General features: G+C 35.6%; 14 protein-coding genes. 3 read left to right on the top strand and 11 right to left on the bottom strand.

Translation table 11 applies throughout. The annotated features are described in order from the left end of the window. Window positions 1-57 precede the first annotated feature (57 nt). Window positions 58-1,029: a nucleoside hydrolase gene (locus KMW28_RS06695; RefSeq protein WP_169664062.1), complete on the bottom strand. Its 972-nt coding sequence runs from the start codon at window positions 1,027-1,029 to the stop codon at window positions 58-60. A gap of 127 nt (window positions 1,030-1,156) precedes the next feature. Here KMW28_RS06695 and KMW28_RS06690 point away from each other — a divergent pair, with 127 nt between their 5' ends. Further along, on the top strand, window positions 1,157-2,110 hold the full coding sequence (locus KMW28_RS06690) for a hypothetical protein (protein WP_169664063.1): 954 nt from the start codon (window positions 1,157-1,159) through the stop codon (window positions 2,108-2,110). After that, window positions 2,088-2,768 carry an ABC transporter ATP-binding protein gene (locus KMW28_RS06685; protein ID WP_169664064.1) on the top strand — a complete coding sequence of 227 codons (681 nt, stop codon included), beginning with the start codon at window positions 2,088-2,090 and terminating at the stop codon, window positions 2,766-2,768. The genes KMW28_RS06690 and KMW28_RS06685 overlap by 23 nt, the downstream gene beginning before the upstream one ends. An 83-nt stretch (window positions 2,769-2,851) precedes the next feature. On the opposite strand, the gene KMW28_RS06680 is transcribed toward KMW28_RS06685, so the two are convergent. From KMW28_RS06680 to KMW28_RS06635, 10 genes are all read right to left on the bottom strand, one after another. Beyond that, complete coding sequence (locus tag KMW28_RS06680; RefSeq protein WP_169664065.1) at window positions 2,852-5,191, bottom strand: TonB-dependent receptor domain-containing protein; 2,340 nt, start codon at window positions 5,189-5,191, stop codon at window positions 2,852-2,854. A 420-nt stretch (window positions 5,192-5,611) separates the two neighbouring features. After that, window positions 5,612-7,417, bottom strand: coding sequence for a family 16 glycosylhydrolase (locus KMW28_RS06675; RefSeq protein WP_169664066.1), 1,806 nt, complete (start codon window positions 7,415-7,417; stop codon window positions 5,612-5,614). Between the two features lie 66 nt (window positions 7,418-7,483). Further along, window positions 7,484-9,856 (bottom strand): glycoside hydrolase family 3 N-terminal domain-containing protein, encoded by a 2,373-nt coding sequence (locus KMW28_RS06670; RefSeq protein ID WP_169664067.1) that lies wholly within the window; start codon window positions 9,854-9,856, stop codon window positions 7,484-7,486. Between the two features lie 115 nt (window positions 9,857-9,971). Next, window positions 9,972-11,432 carry a PKD domain-containing protein gene (locus tag KMW28_RS06665; RefSeq protein ID WP_169664068.1) on the bottom strand — a complete coding sequence of 487 codons (1,461 nt, stop codon included), beginning with the start codon at window positions 11,430-11,432 and terminating at the stop codon, window positions 9,972-9,974. 18 nt (window positions 11,433-11,450) lie between these two features. Continuing rightward, entirely contained in the window at window positions 11,451-13,094 is a 1,644-nt protein-coding gene (locus KMW28_RS06660; RefSeq protein ID WP_169664069.1) for a RagB/SusD family nutrient uptake outer membrane protein, read from the bottom strand. A 13-nt stretch (window positions 13,095-13,107) separates the two neighbouring features. Then, complete coding sequence (locus KMW28_RS06655) at window positions 13,108-16,218, bottom strand: SusC/RagA family TonB-linked outer membrane protein (protein ID WP_169664070.1); 3,111 nt, start codon at window positions 16,216-16,218, stop codon at window positions 13,108-13,110. Between the two features lie 303 nt (window positions 16,219-16,521). Further along, window positions 16,522-18,429: a 7TM diverse intracellular signaling domain-containing protein gene (locus KMW28_RS06650; RefSeq protein WP_169664071.1), complete on the bottom strand. Its 1,908-nt coding sequence runs from the start codon at window positions 18,427-18,429 to the stop codon at window positions 16,522-16,524. Between the two features lie 278 nt (window positions 18,430-18,707). Further along, window positions 18,708-19,034, bottom strand: coding sequence for a HesB/IscA family protein (locus KMW28_RS06645; protein WP_169664072.1), 327 nt, complete (start codon window positions 19,032-19,034; stop codon window positions 18,708-18,710). An 89-nt stretch (window positions 19,035-19,123) separates the two neighbouring features. After that, the gene (locus KMW28_RS06640) at window positions 19,124-21,163 is read right to left on the bottom strand and encodes a M3 family metallopeptidase (protein ID WP_169664073.1); all 2,040 of its coding nucleotides are present in this window, start codon (window positions 21,161-21,163) and stop codon (window positions 19,124-19,126) included. 90 nt (window positions 21,164-21,253) lie between these two features. Further along, entirely contained in the window at window positions 21,254-21,757 is a 504-nt protein-coding gene (locus KMW28_RS06635) for a YqgE/AlgH family protein (RefSeq protein ID WP_240972710.1), read from the bottom strand. A gap of 708 nt (window positions 21,758-22,465) precedes the next feature. On the opposite strand from KMW28_RS06635, the gene KMW28_RS06630 reads away from it, so the two are divergent. Next, window positions 22,466-24,709 carry an ATP-dependent helicase gene (locus KMW28_RS06630; RefSeq protein WP_066209032.1) on the top strand — a complete coding sequence of 748 codons (2,244 nt, stop codon included), beginning with the start codon at window positions 22,466-22,468 and terminating at the stop codon, window positions 24,707-24,709. Window positions 24,710-24,762 lie beyond the last annotated feature (53 nt).

The raw sequence follows: 24,762 nt of genomic DNA, 5'->3' as shown, positions 1-24,762 counted from the left end.
GTAAAATATAAAATCCCGTAAGTTTCGGCTTACGGGATTTTTTTATGTCTTGATCATTTATTTTGTCTGTGGATTTAATGTCTTATAAAAATCATCCATGATGGCCTCAGCATCGAAAAATTCCCAAAGTATTACTTTTCTTTTCCCTTTTCCAATGGTATTCCATCTTTCATTCTCATAAATAAATGGCGTTATTTCAGAACGTTCAGCCCAATCGTTATTCTTTATCACTGCTACAGCCACCATATCAAATAATGATCTTGATGGAGGATTATGATAATATTCAATATGCTCGAATAAACTACTCAAATAATCCCCTAAATTACTGAATTCTCCACCATGTCGACCTATAATCGTTGTATTCACCGTTGGTCCCATTCCCTTCATCTTTTTAACGATAGCCTCTTTATACACCTTCACATGAGCGGTACCCGATTCCATATTATATCGACAAGGCATAATCTCAAAATGAGCGTTGGTTCTCATGATATAGTTCATAGAGGGAATATCGTTGACGAAATTGTATTCTCTGTAATTAGGATAATTTGTCCCTAACCAAACAATTCTAATGTCATTGATAATACTTGGATCTTTCGCCATCGCTAAAGCTACATTGGTTAATTTCCCAACGGCTAAGATTACTACATCCTTCTTATACTTTTTAACTGATTTGATGATAAAATCGACCGCTTCGTACCCATCGTGCTTATCGTTATTTAGATCAGGTAAAATTCGATCAAAATTATCATTTACTCCCATAATCAATTTTGTTTTTGGTCGATCACATAAAGTGATGATTCTCTCTGCTTCTTTGTAATGTTCTGTTACATTACCTCCATTTCTAGTGGCATTCACAGTTACTCCTAAAACATCAAATGTTTGATCGTTTAGTAACAAATAAGCCAAAGCATTTTGATCATCCACTTCATTGTTTGTGTCTGTATCAAAAATGATTTTAGTTTTTGTTTGTCCGTGGGTTGGGAGATTTAGTAATAGTGCCGTAAGTAGGCCATAAAAAAAGATTTTCATTTTCATTCTTTATTGTGAAAAAATTAATACCCTAGTAAGTTAGTTTATCATTATGTTTATAGTATTTGATTTTATAAATTAGAACTAATAATAGTGTCAAAACAACAAAATACCCCATTTTATGTGGATGTCTCTCTTTCAACTAAGAGGTAAACAAATCTATCGTATCATTTTAGAACTAGGGAAAATTCGTATTCCACTCTACTTATTAGGATTGGCTTTTTTCTATAGAATTTATTTTGATATCGTCTCCAATTCTGATTTCAATGTATTCGTTGCACTTGGTCTAAGTTTGATATTACTGATTATTCAATTAAAGAGAGATGACATCGACTTTCTCTCCTCTGTTTTATCAAATCATCGACTTTATTTATTTACAGAATATCTCCTTTTTTCTTTACCGTTTTCATTCATTTTTTTACTCCATAAAGAGTTTCTGATGTTTGCAGGAATCATTGGTTTTAGTGGTTTACTTACCTTCATCAAGAAACCTCAAACAAACACTCCTTCGATTTTTAACCGATTGATTGATATTATTCCAGATGAAAGTTTTGAATGGAAGTCTGGAATTCGACAATCTTTGTTCTTAATCATTCCTATATATATCGCCGCAATAATTGGCAGTTATCAGATGCCCGTTATTCCTGTAGCAATACTCATCCTTTGGCTAATCACTTTTAGTTTTGTTGAAAAAGGAGAACCCCTCTCCCATTTGATTGCCTTAGAACTATCACCAAAAGAATATTTGATACATAAAATGGGAAAGCAAGTCATTTTGTTTAACTGTATGGTTGCTCCCCTAGCACTCATTTATATCGTTTTACATTATAATGAGTGGTTTCTGATCATTGGTATTTTATCTGTTCAGTGCTTTCTGAACATCTATATCGTGATCGTCAAATATGCCTTTTATACTCCAAATGAGGAGTCCAAAGCCGCTCAGACCATGTCGGGGTTGGGTGTAATCAGTTTAATCATTCCGTTTTTCATTCCAGTAGTGATCGGATTAAGCATCAAATATTATTTTCAATCTATTCAAAACCTAACCACTTATTTACATGATTTCGATACAAGAACTTAATATCAGCTTTCAAAAAAATGTAGTGATAAACGACCTGTCACTAACACTTCAAGAAGGTGGTATTCATGGCTTAGTGGGGTTAAATGGCGCTGGAAAAACTACTTTGTTAAAAGGTATCTATGGCTTACTAACCTTTGATAAAGGACACATTTCATGGAATGATCAACCGCTAACTAAAAAGAGTATTGGGTATTTGAGTACGGAAAATTATTTCTATTCTCACATCACAGGGAAGGATTACTTGAAGTTGTTTTCAAAGGATATGTCAAGAATTGAAGAATTGAATCAATTGTTTGGTATTCCTCTCAATCAACTTATTGATGACTACTCCACAGGAATGATGAAGAAAGTAGCATTGATGGGTGTGTTTCTAAAAGACCGACCAATCTATATTTTGGATGAGCCTTTTAATGGTGTGGATCTGGAATCATCAAGGGTGATACATCTTATCATAGAACAACTCAAAAATAAAGGGAAAACGATATTGATTACTTCTCATATTCTTGAATCCTTAACTTCTTTGTGTGATCAAATACACTATTTAGAAAATGGGAAAATCAAGACCTCGAAAGTAAAAGAACAATTTGATGAATTAGAAAAAGAAGTATTCGGGGAGATACATCTACGTAATGAGGAACATATCAAAAAGTTGTTTTAGAGTAAATGTTGGTTTTCGAAATAGAAAAAGCCGTATAAAGAAAACTATATACGGCTATACAAATCAATCAAAAACAATATTTTTTAGTAATTAAATTTGAGGGTAAACACATGTTCACGAGGAGCTTGGATCGTTCCAATCATAGGATTTGTGTACACATTATTAATTACTTGAGTATCATCTTTATTTACGTTTGGAAGACCGATAATACTCGATGCTCCCGTTCTATTCAATACATTCAACATTTTATAAGACAAGGAGAAATGTTTGGTCAATTTATAGCTCACCCCTGCCTGCGTAAATAAGTAAGGAGCAGAATAGAAGACATTTTTCTTATCCAATGCTTTTCTCGATTGGTATCTCACCAAACCATTCACTTTTAATTTTGGCGTGATGGAATAGTTGGTATTGAACTCAATGATATGTTTTGCAATACCGGTTGGCATATTATCAGAATAAATAATTGGGGCAGTTGGATTTCCAGCACCATCAAAAGTCGGAAGCTCGTAGTTTTTATACTTCGGTTCTTGATAAGTATATTGAATAGCTACATTCCAATTTTTTAATGGTTTAGCAAATACATTTACATTGTAACCAAATGTGGTGATATCGTGAGGAACACCCTGTGACGTACCATCAGGTAATGATATGGCTTCGTAGTCGTTGGTTTTTGTTATGTAGTTAATACCGGTTCTCACACCATATTTACTCTTAATATACCCCACGTTAAACTGACCTACATACACCTCGTTGACTTGATCTGAATTGAAATTTCTATCCGGCTTTATACCTGCAATTGTTATTCTCTGAGGCATAAAACCTTTACTTGCCGATCCATCGAAACGCCAGTTATTTAACTGATAAACAAACCCAAGGTAAGCACTATGCATTACATGTACTTGGTTATAATTTAGTCGCTCTGCTGGTGTTTGATATGTTTTTACGGTAACAAATTGGTTGGCTAAAGGTTGTGTTGTATCAATATCGGGAGTACCATCAATAATCTTATTGTATTTATCCATAAAGATATCGAAACGATAACCATAGTCTACACTAAAACGATCTGTGATTTTCCAGATATCATGGGCATAGAATGATGTGGTGAAAGAAGACACCTCATCCATCGCTTGAATCTGACCATTATAATTGATAATACCGCCTTTGGTATACACTTTCCCGGTATTATCTACAATATCCACCGCTTGTATATCCGATCCATCTCCTATGGCATATAAACCTTGTTGTTGAATGAATGCTCTATGAGGGAATTCTACATATTGAAGGTTCATCCCAAATTTTAGTGTATGATCGCCAAATTGTTTACTCATTGAAGTGGTGTTGTACCAGTGTTGGAAATTCTCTGGGTGATAAAGTGTTTGATATCTTTCCTTGATCAAATAATCTCCACCATTGATTTTCTCTCCTGTATTGGCATTTTGAAAATAGATACTTCCAGGTGACATCCCCATCATTCCAGCATATTTATCACCATATTCATTGGCTGTTTTAGGAACGGTCAGTGCTTTATTAAAATTGGCTGTTTGATAAGAATTTTCGTATCGTGCTACAAAATGAAGCTTCCAGTCATTGGCAAATTTATAATCAAAATTGGCATCAATACCCGTGGTTTGGATTCGAGTACCTAAAACATCATTTTTATGAATCAGCTCACCTGAAAACGGATCGACATAACTGATACTTTGAGAGGCTGGCAAGAGTAAGTTATTATAATCGGAGAAATTGGTATTTTGAACGTTTCCGTCTTTATCCAATAGGAAAATCATTTGTTTGGTTGTGTTTGTGGTAATGTCATTATGGAAAACATCGACATGGAATTCACCATTTTTAAACTCTTTTCCCACTCGAGCAGCATAATTCTGACCATTCGTCCCTATCCATCCATCAGCATAATGAAAAGGTCCATCTACTTGTTTATTGACCAATCCCAAACCTGCATACCATCCTTTTTTTCCAATCTTATGCATGGCCTGCACATCAATATATCTTGTTCCTCTTGTTGATCCAGAGATCGTACCCTTTAAGAAGTTGCCCACTTTTACCGGTTCATAATTCACCACAAAACCGGAATAACCGTATTCAATTACAGACTCACCTCGTTCTGCTTGAGACCTTTTACCCGATAGTAAGAAGTTCCTATAGGCAATTGCTGTACCGTTATTAAAATCGAAATACGAGTCATTATACACTTGTTTTAGGCTAATACTTGGCACCCCTGTATTTAATTCTCTAGGTACATCGTTTGTGGCTCCTCCAGACTCGAATACATTAATTTGTTTTGTTAATGCATTGTTTTCTTTAGTAGAAACTTTAGCAGAATCAGATTTAATGCCTTGAGCATTTACATTATTTAGTGTTAAGCAAGCGATAGATGCTAATCCAAGAAGTATATTTTTTGTCTTCATTGAACCATTTAATTATTTAAGCAAAAAGCCGTTTATTAAAACTTTCTGCATTGAAGTTATTTTTAATTGTTTGTTTAGTAGAGTGTAATAATTCCACACTTCGAGAGATTGATTTAATTACTAAGTCATCTTAGTTTATTATTTAGCGATTGTTAAAAACACACTTGTAATTTTAACGTTGTTTTTGGATTATTGGTCGACCAATACCCAATTATATTCTTAATAAACGTTTCTAACACACTTCTATCACTATACTTTCATGACTGCTATCACCAAAACAGAGCATTTGATTTAAAAAAAATAGATTTGATCGAGAACTATGGTAGTTGAATTTAACACATAAAAAAGGTCATCTCAAATGAATGAAATGACCTTTAAGGGTTTCTAAATTTTTATTTAATCTCTTTGATTAAACTAAACTTATTGTATGATAATCTTCTTATAAATGTTATTGTTTTCATTTTTCAAGACAATAATATAGTGTCCTGCTTCAATGCCATCAATTAGTAATTTTCCATTGATAGAATAACCTTCGAATACTTTTTTACCTATCAGATTAAATAACTGTACACGAACATCCTCACCTACTGTTAGTTCTTCTCCATTTCTAACGGGGTTTGGATAAATTGTTTTGTTATTATATTCAGAATCAATGCTCGTAACAATATTATCTAATCCACCGCAATCTCCATCATCTGTAAGGCTTTCTTCTGATAAACCAGATTGTGACATCACAATATCTGAGATGATTACACCACCTTTTTTGGCATTGGAGAAAATACCGTAATTAATATACATTCTCACACCAGACACTTGAGTACCTGCTTGATCAAACGTATGTGTATATCTCCAAAAATTACAATCTTGTTGTAGTTCAGAAGAATACCATCGACCAAAACCTGAATTGATAGTATTACCTTGTCCATCTAACAGTTCTATTCTAAGTGCATCAGGTTCTTTTCCTTCGGCATTTTTTAATACTACAGAAAACTCTTGGTGAGCACTGAAATCATAAATCTCATCGAATTCATAATCTATATAAGGATTTGTTGAAGGGTCTTTCACATCAAAAGTCACCAATACATCTTCATTGTCTTTTTCTAATGTAAACGTCGAAGCAAATGATTCAGAAACTGACCACTTAATGGTATTATCAATTGTTGCGGGGAAACTAATCTGTTCCCCTTGGGGCTTTCCCACAACTACCTTTACTTCATTCTTCACATTGTATGTCGAACAGTTACCTACGATTTCTGCATTTACTTCACCTCCTTTCGCATCATCAGTAACTTCAACCTCAATTGTAGATGTGCCTTGACCACTTACAATATTCATCCCTTCCGGTACCGTCCAAGTCACATTACCTTCCATACCTTTTACAAAATAGGTATACGTATTGTTTTTCTCTAGAATAACATCTCCTTCAACAGTGATGTCTCCTACTGTTTTTTGATACACCCTTACATATTCAATTTCCATTTTAGCTGGCAAAGCCGAATCGTCTGTTGGCCCGCCAACACCACCCCATGAACCACCCATGGCAATGTTTAATAGTAAATGGAATCGTTTATCAAAAGGCCATTCTTGATAAGTAGCTCCCTTTGTAAAATTGAAATAAAAAGTATCATCATAACCTACTTTTATTGAGTTTTCATCCCATTCCAAAACATAATCGTGATAGGCTGTAGTAGCGGTAGCAATTGTTACTTTCTCTCCTTTTTGGGTATTGTTCATGTGATTGTACGCTTCAGTATGTACTGTACCGTGAACTACATTTGGATCGTATCCCACATGTTCCATTATATCAATTTCACCACTTGCAGGCCATCCACCGTATTCCCAATCGGTAGAAAGCATCCAAATTGCTGGCCAAGTGCCTTGTCCCGTAGGTATTTTCGCTCTTACGACAACTTTACCATACAACCAGTCTCCTTTATCTTTAGAAACTAAACGAGCCGATGTATAGGCTTTTCCACCAAAATTTTCTTTTCGTGCAGTGATCACCAATTTTCCATCGATCACTTGAGCGTTGGTTAGTTTGTCTGTGTAGTATTGGTCTTCGTTGTTACCCCAACCACTACCACCAATATCATATCCCCATTTGTTAGCATCTGGAGCCCCGTTTACTTCAAATTCATCTGCCCATACCAATTCATAACAATCATTTTGTGCAAATGATGTTTGATAGATTAAAAAGCTTAATAGCAAAAAGTAATATTTTTTCATCGCCTGTAATTTAAGAAAAGGGAACCCCAAAAATGGAGCCCCCTTATGATCTATTTGACTATAATGTTAGTTCGATGCTTGATCAAACTTTTTTGTTTTTGTTACATTCACTGATGTAGTTTTATCACCTATCATCAGTTTAAATTCGCCTTCTTCTACAGTCCATTTTAAGTCTGCATCCACAAAAGCAAGATCGCGAGCTGATAAAGTGAAAGAAACAGTTTTTGTTTCACCTGGCTTCAGGTTCACTTTTTCGAATCTTCTAAGACGTTTGTTATCAGGAGTGATAGAAGCATAGACATCTTTAGTGAAAAGCTGAACTACTTCTTTACCTTCTACTTTACCTGTGTTCTTCACATCCACAGAGATTTTGATGTTATCATCTGGACCAAAATCAGTATTTGATACTTTCAAGTTGGCATACTCAAATGTAGTATAGCTCAATCCAAAACCGAATGCATATTGGAATGGTAATGAAGAGTTATAATCATACATACCCTCCATTTTTTCTGATGCTTCAGATGGTTTGTGATCGTAAGTACCTAAAGCATTAGGATACATTGGGTAGCTATAAGGAAGCTTGCCACTAGGGTTCACATCACCTACTAAGATATCAGCTAATGCATCTCCACCGAAGTTACCTGGCAAGTATGTATGTACTACTGCTTGCATATCTGATTCAAATTGAGAGATCAAACGTGGTCTACCTTCATTTAAAATCAATACTACTGGCTTACCTGTTGCTGCTAAAGCTTCCGCCAATTTTCTTTGATTTTGAGAGATGTATAAATCGTGAAGGTTACCAGGAGTTTCTGTGTATGTGTTCTCTCCTAAGCAAAGTAAAACTACATCTGCACTACTTGCTGCTTTAACTGCAGCTTGAATATCAATATTTTTCTCTTCGTAATACTGACCTTCGTGATTGTATTCAACGCCTTGTACAAGGTTTACATTTTCTTTTCCGAAAGTATTTTGAACTGCTTCAAAAATTGTATTGTAATCTTGAGCAAATTCTTCAACCTTTTCTCCTTGCCAAGAGTATGTCCATCCACCGTTTAAAGTACGCATAGAATTGGCATTTGGACCCGCTACTAAGATTTTTGTTCCTTTTTTAAGAGGAAGAATATCTTTATCGTTCTTTAAAAGAGTAATTGACTCTGATGCTGCATTGTAAGCGATTTGCTCATGTTCTTTGCTACCAAATTTAGGATAATCCTTCACCTTTGGTGCTGGAGTTTCGAACAAACCTAACTTTACTTTAACAGTAAGGATTCTTCTAACAGCATCGTCGATTCTTTCCATTGGCACCTCACCTTCGTTCACCAATTCGATAAGGTAACCACAGAAGTTGAAGTTGTAAGGAACCATCGACATATCGATACCCGCATTGATTGATTGCTTCACTGCTTCTTTGTGAGTCGCTGCTACCTTATCACGGTTATGCAAGTTTTCGATATCCGCCCAGTCAGTAACTACCAAACCTTCGAATCCTAATTCTTTCTTAAGAAGATCTGTCAATAACTTGTAGCTCGCATGCACAGGTGTACCGTTAATGATCCCCGAGTTGATCATGATGGTATGTGCACCTGCATCAATAGCCGCTTTATATGATGGCAAATAATGCTCTCTTAACTCAATTTCAGGAAGGTAAGATGGTGTTCTATCTTTACCAGATCTTTCACTACCATAACCTAAGAAGTGCTTGATACATGACGCTACTTTAGTGTTATCAGATAGGTCGTTATTTTCTCCTTCGTAACCTTTTACAGCTGCAATACCCATTTGAGAAGTAAGGTAAACATCCTCACCATATGTTTCCCAAATTCTTGGCCATGCTGGATTTCTACCCATATCCAATACCGGAGAGAAGTCCCAAGGAATAGAACTTGCTCTGGTTTCGTAGGCAGTCACTTCGCAACCCTGACGGTTTAGTTCAGGATTCCAAGTGGCCGCCATACCAATTTGTTGGGGGAAGAATGTTGCACCTGCTGTATATGTTGTACCGTGGATTGCATCTACTCCATACAATACCGGTACACCAATTTCTTTCATTGCTACCTTTTGGATTTGAGTAATTACCTCATTCCATTTTTCGGTAGATCTAGCTCTATTGTTTGCTGTATTTAATACAGAACCAATTTTATACTTTTTGATGGCCTCTTCCAATAGTTTTTTATCTACAGTAAGGGGTTCATCGCTTACAAATACGTTTTCACCTTTGGTGATGACATCCAAAGTAATTTGTGTCATCTGACCAACTTTCTCCTCTAATGTTAGTTGTTGTAAGATCTTTTCAACTTTATCTTCTACAGACAAGTTACTTTTGATGATAATTTCAATATTCTCTTGTTGAGTTGGGTCTACATTAGGTGTGTTGAACCCTAAAGTTACTGAGCATAATGCTGCTGCCAGAACTCCTCTAATCCAGTTCTTTTTCATCGTTGGTTCTTTGTAGTTTTACTGTATATCTCACCCTATCCGTGAAACATGTTCATTTAATAATAACCTTACAGGAGGTAGTGGTACTACCTCCCATAAGTTTTAGACACTTTATTTATTGTAATTGGAAGTCTGATACGTAGAATGTACCTGGTCTTGTATGACCTTCGCCACCAATTTGTATGATTACTTTATCAAAGTCCATTCTGTCGCTTACACTAGAGAAGTCGAATGTTAACTCTACCCAAGTACCCATTTGGTCTTCAGTAATCGTTTGAGACACTTCAGCTCTTGTTTGCCAGCTATTACCACCCATTTTAGTATCTTCTAAACGTAGTGCTACTGTCGGAGCCATTGCTACATCTCCTAACCATTCTGGTGTTTCAGCTGCAGGAGTTACTGTTGTAAAATCATTAGAAGACAACATTAATACTTTCATTGTGAAAACATTTCTTGTGGTTAAGTCCATACGGAATGGAAGTTCTGCTTGATAATTTTGGAACCAACCAGAGTCACCACCTTCAGTTGTTCTTACATATCTACCAACTTGAGCTGCTGTATTACCCATTGGATCAAAGTTATCTACACCAACAGTAAATTCTAATGCACCATCTGCAATAAATGATAATGTAGAAGAACCTGCAAAATCATCCTCAATATCATTTGCCTCGTATGGCTTCTCTACAGGAGGAACAACAGGTCTTTCAAAACCTTCTCTAATGAAACCGTAGTACCAGGCATTACCATCATCTCCGATAGTTTTTAAGTACAACTCATCTTCGTTTAGAGTCATAATCTCATATTCTTGATTACCACCAGTGTGCCATGACATAAATGCATCCCCTGATAATACTAAGAAACTTTTGCCATCTCTTTCAGTAATAGACCAGTTCCAATTTGATTGATCATCAAAAGTGATTGAATATGTATGGTCGTCTGCATCTTGAACTAAAGAACCTCCTTTAGAAGTAAACCAGTCCGCCATATAATCTTTCGCATAAGAATCACCGTTGTTTGTCAAATTAAATTTGAAACCATTCAAGTTAAAGTTAACAAGATCATCATATGCACCTAGACCGTCTTTTTGCATAGGATCTGCTGCCCACCACTCTGGAGTACTTCCTTCAGCTGGTCCAATACCCATATGACCTCTTGTCATTTTATCAAATTTCCAGCTTTTACCGTCAATTGAATCAGCACCACCAGTTAAGAAGTTGTAATCTTCTCTATCCAATAATGTGAAGTCTGTTTGATCGATAGTAATTGTTTTTGTAGCAGTTGCCTGACCACCTGAAGTGATCACTGTTAATTCAGCTTCATAATCACCTTGCACTGCAAATTCTGCGGTTACTTTCTCTCCTTTATCTGAAGCACCAGTACTAAACTTCCAGAATGCAATAGATTCAGGAGTAGTATTTGTAAACTCTACAATATTTGGATTTTCTGCAGTTGGAGTTACTGTAAAAGTCACATCATCTGCTGTTGGAGCTGGTCCAACTGATGGTTTATCTTCGGTACAGCTTGTCATGGCTAATACCATGACAAAGCTTAAGAATGAATAAATATATTTTTTCATGATCATTGATTCTTTTGATTAGTAACCTGCGTTTTGTTTTAATAAAGGATGCAAGTCGATTTCTACTTGTGGGATCGGTAAGAAACCTTTTTTCGACACATCAAATGAAATTTCGAAAATGGTAGGGTCTGCAGCGATATCGCCAGTTAAGTTCTCCCCTTGATCATTGATATATTGAGGATCTGTATGCGTTGGAGGAGTTAATGTATAATTAGTTACATCTAACTCTTGTTTCGCTTCATTTAAACCTCTTCTAAGTACATCGAAATAACGGTGTCCTTCGAACGCTAGCTCTACTCTTCTTTCTTGTTGAATATCAGCAAGTGTTACTAATGTTTTGTCAGCTAAACCTGCTCTGTTACGTACCACATTTACATATTGCGTTGCTTTTGCAGGATTACCCGATAAGTTTAATTCTGCTGCCATTAAATACACATCTGCTAAACGGATGTAGTGGTAATTTTGTGCCCAGTTCAATTCTACGTTCACATCCGCTTGATTCCAAGCGTGTGTTGTGTATTTGTTAGAGTGCATACCAGTGTAGTTGTAATGTGCTTCATGAACACTTCCTACCTCATCAATTAGATCTTTCGCATACATAATTGTTGCTGGAAGACGTGTATCACCTGCCTCAAAAGATTGTTCTAATTCTCTTGACGGAGCAATGAAACCCCATCCTTGAGCAAATGTAGGACCGTTATGTGCTCTTGGACCTGCCATCTGACACATGATGTTACCATAAGACCAATCACCCCAATCACCTGAACCTGTATTCGCAAAAGCAATTTCGAAAATCACCTCTGGGTTATAGTTACCATTTTGGTTAAATAAGTCTTCATAATTCGCTGCTAAAGTGAAACGACCACTATTGATCACATCATCAGCCATTTGAATCATGTCTGCTTGTGTAAGTGCTGCCCCACCTTCTACAGGTAATTCAGTAGTACCATACACACCAGTATAGAATAAATATACTTTTACCAACTCAGACATTGCCGCATATTTTGTCAAACGACCAGCTTCAGAAGCGTCTATTTCTTCTGCCATTAGATCAATAGCATCTGTCATATCCTTAGCAATCTGTGCATATACTTTAGCTGGCTCTGCTTGCGTAACCTCAGTCCATGATTCTCCCTCTAAAAGATTAATGATAAGAGGAACATTTTCGAAATATCTTACCAATTCAAAGTAAAAGTGAGCTCTTAAATAAGTTGCCTCGCCTTTGTAATTGTTTTTAAGATCTTCTTCATTCGACTTGAATGTAATTTTATCGTAGTTAGCTAACAAAGTATTGGCTCTTTGGATAGCTCCGTAACATTTGTTCCAAGTCTGTAAAGCGGATTCTGAGTTTGTCAATGCTTGGAAACGCATCATCTGCTGTAACCATAACATATCTGTACCAGAGGCTGCTCCACCAACATAAGCATCGTCTCCCAAAGTAACTTCGATTAAAGCGTTGTTATTTGGAATTGTTCCGTTGTAATCAGAACGCAGCTTTTCGTAAACACCGTTTAAGGCTTGTCTTGCTTCTACAGATGTTCTGAAGAATGTGTCTGATGTCTGTGCATCAGTAGGGTTTATATCGAGGAAGTTTGAACAGGATGTTGCTCCTAAAGTGGAAACTGCAATGGCTCCTGCTACTAATATATTTTTAAGTTTCATTTTCGTCAGATTCTTAGAATGATACATTTAAACCAAGTAAGTATGATCTAGCTTGAGGATATGAACCAAAGTCAAATCCATAACCAAGAGCACCACCGTGTCCTACTTCTGGATCCATTCCTGAGTAGTTTGTGAAAGTGAACAAGTTGTTACCTGATACATACACTCTTAAGTTGCTCATACCTGCTTTCTTAGAAATGTGCTGAGGTAGTGTGTAACCTACTTGTAAGTTTCTCAAACGTAAGTAAGAAGCGTCTTCTACGTGAACCATATCGTTGATTCTTGTGAAGTTTTGATTTTGGTCATCGTAAGTAAATCTTGGGAAATCGTTAGTAGAACCTTCACCTGTCCATCTGTTTAAATAACGAGCTGGATAGTTTTGATCTTGTTGTAAATCTGGACGAAGTGTACCGTTGATCAATTTACCACCTGCTTGACCTTGCCAGAACATTGTCATATCGAAGCCTTTGTAAGCCAATCTCATGTTCAAACCGTATGTCCATGAGTGAACTGGTGTACCGATATCTGTTCTGTCATCATTGTCGATTACACCATCACCGTTGATATCTACATAACGAATATCACCTGCTTGAGCACTTTCTCCGTATTTCTCGTTATATGCTGTTGCTTCGTCCGCATTTTGAAGGATACCATCTGTTTTCCAACCCCAGAAGTAAGGTAATGCATGTCCCACTTCCATCATTGTCTGACCTTGTGTTTGGAACATTCCGTTACCGTAAATTCTTCCGTCACCATTATCTACAGCTGTTACTTCGTTATCGTTGTAAGCACCAATAGCTGTAATACCGATTTCTAAGTCTCTTACTTTTGTATTGTAAGTTAAAGACATCTCAATACCTTTGTTACTTACTGTACCTAAGTTAGATAAAGGACCACCAACACCTGTAAAACCAGGAACCGGACGTGTACCTAATAAATCGATTCGTTGTCTATCGTAAACATCTACTGTAGCAGTCAACACATCATTAAAAAATCCTGCATCAATACCGAAGTTCAATTCTTGTGCTGTTTCCCATTTCAAATCTGGGTTAGCCATTCTTGTAATACCAAAACCTGGTTGCATACCTTGAGCAGTTCCGAAAGGATAAGAAGGTGTCTGACCAAATAATTCTAAGTATCCAAAATCACCAATTCTTTCGTTACCTACTTGACCCCAACCTGCTCTTAATTTCAGGAAGTTGAAAGTTTCATTACCTTTTAAGAATTCTTCGTTAGAGATTACCCAACCTGCTTGTACTGAAGGGAAGAAACCAAATTGATTGTTACTACCGAATCTTGATGAACCGTCATATCTAGCAATCACATTTAACATGTACTTATCTTCGTAGTTGTAATTTACAGAACCGAAGAATGACATTAATCTATGTTGCCAATACCAACCGCTACCTTTCTGAGTTTCATCATCAGCACCGTTGTTTACATAAGCATATTCCCAACCTGGTAATTGTAAGTTATTTCTAGAAGATCCTAAACCACCACCGTAAGATTGTCTTAAAGTAGTACCCAATAAGAAATTCAATTTATGCTTACCAAATTGTTTTTGATAGTTTGCTGTATTTTCCCACTGTAAAACAGTGTAATTTGTTGCTCCTTGATTCACACCAGAAACCAGTACTTGGTTTACAGAGTTGTAATATGCCTCCGGGTTGTAACCTCTAGTTACTCCACTTCCTACATCTACTCCGAAATCTGTTTTGAAAGTTAAACCTTCCACACCTGGAGTTAACTCTAAATATGCATTACCTAAGAATTTGTTTCCAGCATTCTCTCCGTATGTATTCTCAATTCTAGCCATTGGGTTCACTACCTCTCTCAATGTTTGATCTGAGATCGCATAGTAACGACCGTTTTGGTTAGCTGGTTTAACAGGATAAGCATCGTATGCTTCAATTACGTCTTGTCTATCTTCCCAAACTGTTGTTAAAGGATCGTGTAATAAAGCATTTTGTAAAACACCACCAAATTGGTTTTGCTCATTAATACCTTTAGATTCTTCTCTTGAGAAAGTAATGTTAGTACCTGCTTTAAAGTATTTTGAAATCTTGTGAGATGAATTCAATCTAATTGTATAACGATCAAAATTAGATTTTTCTGGAGCGATGATACCTTGTTGTCCAAAGTAAGAAACTGATGTCATGAAAGTTGATGTTTCAGTACCACCCGACATTTGAATCGTATGCGATTGAATCGGTGCTTGTGAGAACATCTCATCTTGCCAGTTGGTGTCCGTAGTGTTAGAAGCCATTTGATCTGGTGTAAACTTAATTGACTGACCAGCGTTTAACGCTCCTTCATTATGGAACATCATGTATTCTTGAGCATTCATCAATGGAGTTTTTCTCCAAGCTTCTTGAACTCCATAGTAACCATCGTAAGTAACTACTGTTCTACCTGCTTTACCTTTCTTTGTTGATACTAAAACTACACCGTTAGCACCACGAGAACCGTAAATAGCTGCAGAAGCTGCATCTTTTAGTACTTCAATTGACTCGATATCACCAGGATTAAGGAAATTAATGTTATCCATTTGAATTCCGTCAACAACGTATAACGGAGTGTTGTCACCGTTAGAACCAGTACCACGAACACGGATATCAATACCTGAACCTGGCTGACCAGATACCGGCGTTACTAAAACACCTGCTGTTTTACCTTGTAATGCTTGAGCAGCGTTTTGTACTGGTACTTGCGTAATGTCTTCTGACTTTACTGATGCGATAGCACCTGTCACTACACTTTTCTTTTGCACTTGGTAACCTACAACAACTACTTCTTCTAGTTGTTCAACATCTTGATTTAATTGGATGTCAATAACTGTTCTTTGTCCAATTTCAATAGTTTCTGGTAAATAACCGATATAAGAAAATAGAATTTCTTTGTGGCTGTCGTTAATACTTAATTTAAAGGAACCATTCAAATCTGTGATGGTACCAATGTTAGTATCTACTAACTTCACGTTCACACCCGGTAGAGGACTTCCATCTGAGGAGTCTGTAACTGTACCGCTGATCACTCTATCTTGTGCAAATGTACTCACGGACATCAGAGTCATCATTCCTAAGAATAGAGCGAGACATTTACTTGCTTGTAAAAATAATCTCATTTCAAGTTTAAATTCGATGAATAAATTTTTTTAAAAAGAGTAGTTTATTAAACTCTCATTAGTTGATAAAAAACAGGGACGTCTACTGTTGTTTGCCATTACAAAGGTTGAAGGTTAATATTTCTTTACCAAATATGTTTTTTTGATCAAAAAAAATTTTATCACTTAAAAAAAAGTTGATTCAACTATTGATTATCAGAAACTTAAAGAATAAGTGTATGTTTTACTACTTATTGCATTATCATTTAAAAAAAATCGATTTTAACACATTTTTCTGTTTATGCAACTGATATCGGAACCGGTTTAAGTAATAATTAATGCTTCCCAACCTTGTTTCCTTAATGCTTCTTCAGAACCTAATTCCTCTTTTTTACGTAGCATGCTTTCATTGATCTTCTTAGAAAACTTCCAACAGGTGTTCTGTCTCATTTCTAAAACCTCTGCTAACTTTGTGGAAGAGATCTCTCCCTTCTTAGCATAAACTATAAAAACCATGTAAAAAGCTTTCTTAATTGGAAAGTGTAAACGGTGGAATAAAGTCCCTGAAGTGACCGATTCGTTATAGTTACATTTTTTACAACGTCGAGCATTGTGCCCTGTTCCTGTAGCATAGTCATCATGACCACACTTCTTACATTGGAAGCCTTCTTTCCATTTTATTTCTTCCAAATAATTATAGCAACTTTCGTCTGTTGGGAACATACCTTCAAATTCTTCAAAGGTGACCTCCTGCATTAAGACACGTGCTGTTTCTAAGTGTTCAACATCTTCATGTAGTTTTTCGTTTTCAATTTTTAGCTGTTTATTTAATTCTTGAATTTTTAGTCTTTGCTGATTGAGTTCGTCATTCACCCATTCCAATTCCTTATTTTTATTTTCAATAATTAAGTTCTGCGATTTAATTTTTTCTGTTCGTTCTTCTACCTTATCCTCAATTACCTTTTCTCTAATCTTTAAATCTTTAATGAGTTCTTGTTGTGCCTTGTCTTTTTCCTCTTTTAAGATTTTGTATCGTTCTGTTTGTGATAGCGTCATAAATAGACCTGTTAATAATAAGCCTATATTATAAGAATATACAATTAAGATATTGGCTGATACAAAAATACCGTAACTTCTAAGCACCTGAAATACCAATCCCGTAAGGATAATCAAATACCCCAATAGGAAGTATTTCACCTGTTGTTTCTTTTGATTTCTTTCAGTAAAAATGTATCCTAGAATAATCAAAAAGGGGATTAGGAAAGTTGGCAACTTCCAAATACTATCGTTTAATGTTTTAAAGGTGAGGAAATAAAATGCATTCAATAAACTGATACCAATAATAGCCGAATACACTTTAAGGTTTTCTTTTCTTATTTCAAGGAATTGAGTTGCCATCAAAACAATTGAAATCATACTAATTGTGGCAGAAAACTTTAATAGTATGTAATTGAAACCAGGGTAATTATTAAAAAGATATTCGGAAGCTAAATTATCTTCTGACAAGCCTATACATATACTACCCAATAAAAATAAGATTAAGAAGAGTAAAAATTTGTCCTTGATGGTAAGGAATAACAATATGCTTGTCACAATAAGACATACTAATATCCCATAGTTTAAACCCAACATTAAATATTCAGTATTTGAGTATCGAATAAATGCTTTAGCTTTTGATATTTTGTAAAAAAGCACATTTTGAAATGGTGTATCATACCTTAAATACACTTCTACTTTATCCCCTTTCCTTAAATTCACTTGATCCATTGGAAAGATGATATTCTTGTGCTTATAATTTCTGGTATGAAAACGATGTTGATAACCCGCTTTTTCAACTTTTAATAAAGTATCGCCAACAATATGTATATAGGCTTGGACTTCTCCTATGTGAGAATCTGGGATTTCAAAAATCCAACGATCGTGTGTAAATACATTTCCATTTAATTGAATTTTCACCCAAAACTCTTTAATCGATTGATCGGTAATAAATATACTCTCCGATTTTAAAGGTTGGAATTGTATAGTTGAATCCTTCAATATTTCTTGAATATCAACTTCATTACTCCCTTTTTCAACGAATACTTTTACTTGAGAGGAACGAATAAAGAACACATCTTCGTTTTGGGGATTATCAATCACAATTTCATCTAATGTATTTGCTTGAAGCATACTACTCCAAAACAATTGAATTAGAATGAATATATATATTCTAAGAAGTAAAGATAATTTCATTTTAGTTTAACAGATTTAAGCCAGAATTTAAAGCAGGCAAAACAGGCGAAGTCCCTTATTTATCAATTTAGAAGTTGAATCGAAAATACTCTATTCTATCTGAGTTGTCAAAACCCAGCATTTTATTTACTCATCGACCTATGATAAAAAAATGTTGCTTGAAAAAAAAGTTTTTAAACTAAATTTATAAAAAAAAGAGCTGATCTCAGATATTATTGAGATCAGCTCTTTTTGTTTTTTTTCTTCTAGTCGCTGTAAATACGACTAAAATGGTTTAGTTAGATAGAGAAGCTTTCGCCACATCCACAAGTTCTACTTGCATTCGGGTTCACAAATTGGAAACCTTTACCATTTAAACCATCAGAAAAATCTAACGTTGTTCCTACTAAATAAAGAAGGCTCTTCTTATCAACAAAGATCTTTACGCCTTTGTCTTCGAAAACGTCGTCTGTATCTTTAATTTCGGCATCAAAAGCCAAGTCGTACATCAGACCTGAGCAACCTCCACCTTTTACAGAAACACGAACGTTTTGATCTTCACCTCTGTTCTCCTGTTCTCTAAGTTCGATTATTCGCTTTGCAGCGGCATCAGATACTTCAATCATATTTCTTTATAATTTAGATAAAAGCTAAAATCACTTTTATTTGTTTAAACAATTTTTGTAATAAGTACAAAGGTAATACTTTTTTATTACTACTTCAAAAGACCTGCTCTTCTTAATAGTGCATCTACCTTTGGTTCTTGTCCTCTGAAGCGTTTATACAACTCCATAGGATCTTCTATTCCTCCTCTAGATAACACATTTTCTTTGAAACTGTTTGCCGTTTCTTTATCAAATATTCCTTTTTGTTTGAATAATTCGAAAGCATCTGCATCTAAAACCTCAGCCCATTTGTAAGAATAGTATCCTGCCGCATATCCTCCTTGGAAGATGTGAGAAAAGGCCACTGACATATTTGTTCCTTCTACTTTTCCTAATTGATCAATTGAAGTTGGCTTCATTGCTTCCTTTTCAAAAGTAGAAACATCCTCTACTTTCCCATCTGCCAATTGATGATATTTCATATCGAGCAATCCAAAACTCACCTGACGTAGTGTTTGATACCCTTCTAAGAAAGTGGATGAAGCTTTTATTTTATCGATAAATTCTTGAGGGATAGCCTCTCCTGTTTCATAATGCTTAGCAAAAAGATCTAATGTTTCTCTTTCGTAGCACCAGTTTTCCAATACCTGAGAGGGTAATTCTACAAAGTCCCAATATACTGATGTACCCGTTAGACTTTCGTATTTACCTTCGGCCAACATTCCGTGTAATGCATGTCCAAATTCATGGAAAAGCGTAGTCACCTCATTGAAAGTCAACAAAGAAGGCTTCGTTTCAGTTGGTTTAGTGAAATTACAAACAATAGACACATGAGGTCTTTTTTCTGTATCACCAGTAATGCTTTGTCCTCTAAAAGAAGTCATCCATGCACCACCTCTTTTACCCACTCTTGGGAAGAAATCCGCATAGAAAATGGATATATGTCTTCCATTATTATCAGTAACCTCATACGTCATTACATCCTCATGGTATTTATCAATATCATTTCTAGGCGTAAAGTTTAGATCATATAATCTATTGGCTACCTCAAATACACCATTTAGTACATTTTCTAGTTTGAAATAAGGCTTTAGCGCTTCATCATCGATCGCAAATTTTTCCTTCTTCAGTTTTTCTGACCAAAATGCCCAATCCCAACGATTGACAGTAGTTGCTCCGTTTGCTTTAGCATAAGCAATTACATCTTCAACTTCCGCTTCCGCTGCTGGTCTAGCTTTTTCCTGAAGGTCGTTTAAGAATTCTACGACTGCATTAGGTGAAGTCGCCATTCTTTTCTCTAAAATGTAATCGGCATAATTATCAAAGCCTAATAATTTTGCTTTCTTGTTTCTAAATGACACCAATTGTTTTACAATCTCTTGGTTGTCGTTATCGTGACCATCGAAACATCTGCTACCGAAGGCAAAGAACAATTCCTTTCTTAACGCTTCGTTCTCAGCATATGTCATAAATGGAATATATGACGGATATTGAAGTGTAAATACCCACTTGCCTTCCATTCCTTTTTCTTTAGCTGACATCGCTGCTGCTTCTTTTACGGCATCAGGAAGTCCGGCTAATTCTTCTTCTTTTTCAACGATCATCGCATAAGCATTTGTGGCTGCCAATACATTCTCGCCGAATGTAAGCGATAACTTAGAAAGTTCAAGATCAACTTCTCTTAATTGACCTTTTAGCTCTTCGTTTAATTCTGCTCCATTGAGTGCAAAGTCACTGTAAGTCTTCTCTAACAGTTTCGCATCTTCAATATCAAGACCCAAGGTATCTTTTTGATTATAAATTGATTTTACTTTTTCAAAAATCCCTTGGTTTAGTAATATATCGTTTCTAAGTCCACTTAATTTAGGTGATACTTCTTGCGCTATTTTTTGAATTTCATCATTCGTTTCTGCTGAATTCAAATTAAAAAATATGCTGCTTATCTGCCCCAATAAATCAGAACAATGCTCTAAATCTACTATAACACTTTTAAATGTAGGTTCTTCAGAAGACGTTTCAATCTTCTTGATATTTTCCTTGGCTAATGAGATTGCATGATCAAATGCAGGGATAAAATGTTCTTCTTTGATTAATGAAAACGGTGCTGTTCCATCAACAGTTTTAAAAGGTGCTAATAAAGGATTTTGCATCTTTGGTATATATATTATTTGCTTATAAACACGTATAGCCTTCCACACAAGGCGAAAGGCTATACAATATCGTAATCTTAATCTTATTTTCTAATTCATTCGAATATTCTTTGCAGCATTTGCGAAAACTTTATATTTCCCTCCCATTTCTGTGAGTACATGTTTCCACAAATCGTCTACAGGATAATCTAAAATCTCAGAAAGTCTCATGTTAGAAACCATCCAACTGTCCTCTTTCAATTCAGAACGAAGTTGAAACTCATCCCAACCTGCATATCCCATAAAGAATCTACAGTTATTGTTGTTCAAAAGTCCTTTATTGTTCAGTACTTGAATCTCGTTGTAATTACCTCCCCAATACAAACCATCTTTTAAAGGAATGGCATTGGTGACATCTTTAAATTTATGAATATAATGTAATGTATCCTGTTCTACAGGTCCTCCTACATAAATAGGTGAATCTATGGACAAACGGTTTTCCACTTCTTCGATAGTCACTAAAGATGGCTTGTTTAAAATCAGGCCGAATGAACCCGTATTTTCATTATGTTCACACATGATGATTACCGATCGTGAAAAATTACGATCTTTCATAAAGGGCTCTGATATTAACAAGTCACCACTTTCTATAGGGCGGGTTCCAAAGTTGATAGTAAAATCCATAGCAGAAGGGAATTAAATACATTTTCAATGCATGTTCAAGTTATTTGAATTGATATGATGCTAATTACTTGATAGATCATGCTCAAAATTACTGGTTGTATATCACTATAAATTACCAATTGATACTTTTGTTTACAAAAATCTAAAAAGTCTTAAAATTTCATGATTTTAATTTCTAAAATTCATTCAGAAATGCAAAAAGAAACAGTAGTAATTTCTAAATTTTACAGACAATTCTTAGAATATTACAATAATTAAGCATTTTCATTGGTTTGTGGGCTTTATTTAAAAAAACACATCAAATTTATTGAAGCAACTACTTACTATCCTCTTTATAGAAATTATGTTTTCCGATCTATTTACATCATTTACTTCTTCCTTCCCGGAGAGGAATATCATTCCTCCCTTAAGAGGACGGATTGTTCACCCTTAAGAGGAATAGAGCTCCTCCCTTAAGAGGAAACATTGTCCTCCCTTATCTAATTGATAAACAACACTACAACTGAGTTTTTACCATCTATCCTTCTTTACATCAGCTTGCGTTATGCGTAAAAATTTATCGACAATAATTCAAAATGTATAAAAAAGTAACAAAATTGATTGTAAATTAGCAGATCAATTGCAGGATAGATTTATATAATGGATTATTTAGAAGGATTAAACCCACCTCAGCGTGAAGCTGTAGTGACTATGGATGGCCCAATGATGATCATTGCCGGTGCAGGATCAGGAAAAACAAGGGTATTAACCTATAAAATTGCTCACTTGATTGCCAACGGAGTAGAACCGTTCAATATTCTTTCTCTAACCTTTACCAATAAGGCATCAAGAGAAATGAAGGAACGTATTGTCGATGCTGTAGGCGATGATGCTAAGAATTTATGGATGGGTACTTTCCACTCCGTGTTTGCTAGAATTCTTCGTTTTGAAGCGGAGAAAATCGGTTATCAATCCAACTTTACTATTTATGATTCTGAAGATGCTAAATCAGTGATCAAAGGAGTAGTAAAAGATTTCCGTCTAGACGATAAATTATATAAACCAAGTGTAGTTTTATCTAGAATCTCCTCGGCAAAAAACAATTTGATATCTTGGAGAGCTTACGAACAAAATAACGACTTACGTTTAGAAGACGAAGCTTCTGGAAGAGCTAAAATTGCGGAGATTTATAAAGAATATGCTATTCGTTGTTTCAGAGCAAATGCGATGGATTTCGACGACCTCCTTTTTAATACATCCGTTTTATTCCAACAACATTTAGATGTCTTAAACAAATATCAAAGTAAATTTAAATATGTGCTTATTGATGAGTTTCAAGACACCAACGTCACCCAATATTTTATCACCAGAAAATTGGCGGCAAGAAACCGTAACATCTGTGTGGTAGGCGATGACGCACAATCTATCTATGCATTTAGAGGGGCAAACATCCAAAACATCCTCAACTTTAAGACCGATTACCCGGAATTAAAGGTGATCAAATTGGAGCAGAATTACCGTTCTACACAAACCATTGTAGAAGCAGCCAACTCTGTTATTGCACACAATAAGAATCAATTAGAAAAAAATACATTTACTCAAAATGCTATTGGCGAACGTATCGAAGTATTCCGTACGCCAACAGATTTAGAGGAAGCACGTGGAGTGGCACAAAGTATACAGCAAGCGATGATTAAGGATCATATTCCTGCTTCTGATATCGCCATTCTTTATCGAACGAACTCTCAGTCAAGAGCTCTAGAGGAAGCTTTGGTAAAGTTATCTATTAAAGCTCAAATCTTTGGTGGACTTTCTTTCTATCAGAGAAAGGAAATTAAGGATATGATCGCTTACTTGAAGTTTGTGACCAACCCAAAAGACGAAGAAGCTTTTAAAAGGATCATCAACTACCCTAAAAGAGGAATTGGACCGACAACGGTAAACAACCTTTTTGTAAAAGCGGCAGAGAACAAAATGGGCATTTGGGATATCGTTGCCAATGTCAGAAAGTTCTTTGGAGGTCGTGTGGCGACACAAGTGGAGAACTTTGCCAATATGATTAAGGTCTTCCAAATGCAATCAGAACAAAAGAATGCTTTCGAGACCGCATCATTTATTGCCAAAAACTCTGGTATTCTAAGAGAGTTATACGACGACAAAACGCCTGAAGGTAAAAACCGATACGACAACTTACAGGAACTTCTAAACGGTATACAAGGATTTACTGATGATCCCGAAAAAGAAGATAAGAGTCTAACAACTTATTTAGAAGAAATCTCTTTGATCACCACTCAAGATAAAGAAGATGTTTCAGATGCCATCACCTTAATGACCATCCACATGTCGAAAGGTTTGGAGTTTGATTACGTCTACCTTGTTGGTATGGAAGAGAATCTTTTCCCTTCTCAAATGATGTTGGAGACAAGAGAAGACCTGGAAGAAGAAAGACGTTTATTCTATGTGGCAATTACTCGTGCCAAGCAGCGTCTGTACATGTCTTATGCCTTGCAACGTTACCGTTTTGGTAAAACCATTATGTGTGACCCAAGTAGATTTATAGACGAAATTGCTCCTCAATACATTAGTATGAGAAGAAGCAGTATTTCGGAAGACTTAGGTCCTGGTAGCACACCTGGCTTTTCTAACTTTAGATCTTTAAGACAACAACCTTCCAACTTTATCAGAAAGGCGGTGAAGCCAAAGGATGATCGTCCTTTCCACCCATCAAATACTGATAATCTTACTATTGGACAAACAGTAAGACATACAAAGTTTGGCGATGGTAAAGTAGAAAAAATCTCGGATGAAGGTTTAGACAGAAGAGCGATCATCAATTTCGAAGAGGTGGGTAAAAAGACCTTAATCCTTACTTTCGCTAAGTTGATGATCCTAGAAGATGAATAATCATTTATTTCATATAGTATATTACTTGATTTAAATAATTGTATATTTATGTC

The organism is Flammeovirga yaeyamensis (assembly GCF_018736045.1).
Classification (GTDB): Bacteria; Bacteroidota; Bacteroidia; order Cytophagales; family Flammeovirgaceae; genus Flammeovirga; species Flammeovirga yaeyamensis.
Note: the sequence above shows the minus strand (reverse complement) of the source record. Positions and strands in the feature narration are given on the sequence as shown.

Bases quoted from the DNA above. Each gene is read 5' to 3' on its own strand.
- KMW28_RS06695 (WP_169664062.1), bottom strand. From the start codon at position 1,029: ATGAAAATCTTTTTTTATGGCCTACTTACGGCACTATTACTAAATCTC.
- KMW28_RS06690 (WP_169664063.1), top strand. From the start codon at position 1,157: ATGTCTCTCTTTCAACTAAGAGGTAAACAAATCTATCGTATCATTTTA.
- KMW28_RS06685 (WP_169664064.1), top strand. From the start codon at position 2,088: ATGATTTCGATACAAGAACTTAATATCAGCTTTCAAAAAAATGTAGTG.
- KMW28_RS06680 (WP_169664065.1), bottom strand. From the start codon at position 5,191: ATGAAGACAAAAAATATACTTCTTGGATTAGCATCTATCGCTTGCTTA.
- KMW28_RS06675 (WP_169664066.1), bottom strand. From the start codon at position 7,417: ATGAAAAAATATTACTTTTTGCTATTAAGCTTTTTAATCTATCAAACA.
- KMW28_RS06670 (WP_169664067.1), bottom strand. From the start codon at position 9,856: ATGAAAAAGAACTGGATTAGAGGAGTTCTGGCAGCAGCATTATGCTCA.
- KMW28_RS06665 (WP_169664068.1), bottom strand. From the start codon at position 11,432: ATGAAAAAATATATTTATTCATTCTTAAGCTTTGTCATGGTATTAGCC.
- KMW28_RS06660 (WP_169664069.1), bottom strand. From the start codon at position 13,094: ATGAAACTTAAAAATATATTAGTAGCAGGAGCCATTGCAGTTTCCACT.
- KMW28_RS06655 (WP_169664070.1), bottom strand. From the start codon at position 16,218: ATGAGATTATTTTTACAAGCAAGTAAATGTCTCGCTCTATTCTTAGGA.
- KMW28_RS06650 (WP_169664071.1), bottom strand. From the start codon at position 18,429: ATGAAATTATCTTTACTTCTTAGAATATATATATTCATTCTAATTCAA.
- KMW28_RS06645 (WP_169664072.1), bottom strand. From the start codon at position 19,034: ATGATTGAAGTATCTGATGCCGCTGCAAAGCGAATAATCGAACTTAGA.
- KMW28_RS06640 (WP_169664073.1), bottom strand. From the start codon at position 21,163: ATGCAAAATCCTTTATTAGCACCTTTTAAAACTGTTGATGGAACAGCA.
- KMW28_RS06635 (WP_240972710.1), bottom strand. From the start codon at position 21,757: ATGAAAGATCGTAATTTTTCACGATCGGTAATCATCATGTGTGAACAT.
- KMW28_RS06630 (WP_066209032.1), top strand. From the start codon at position 22,466: ATGGATTATTTAGAAGGATTAAACCCACCTCAGCGTGAAGCTGTAGTG.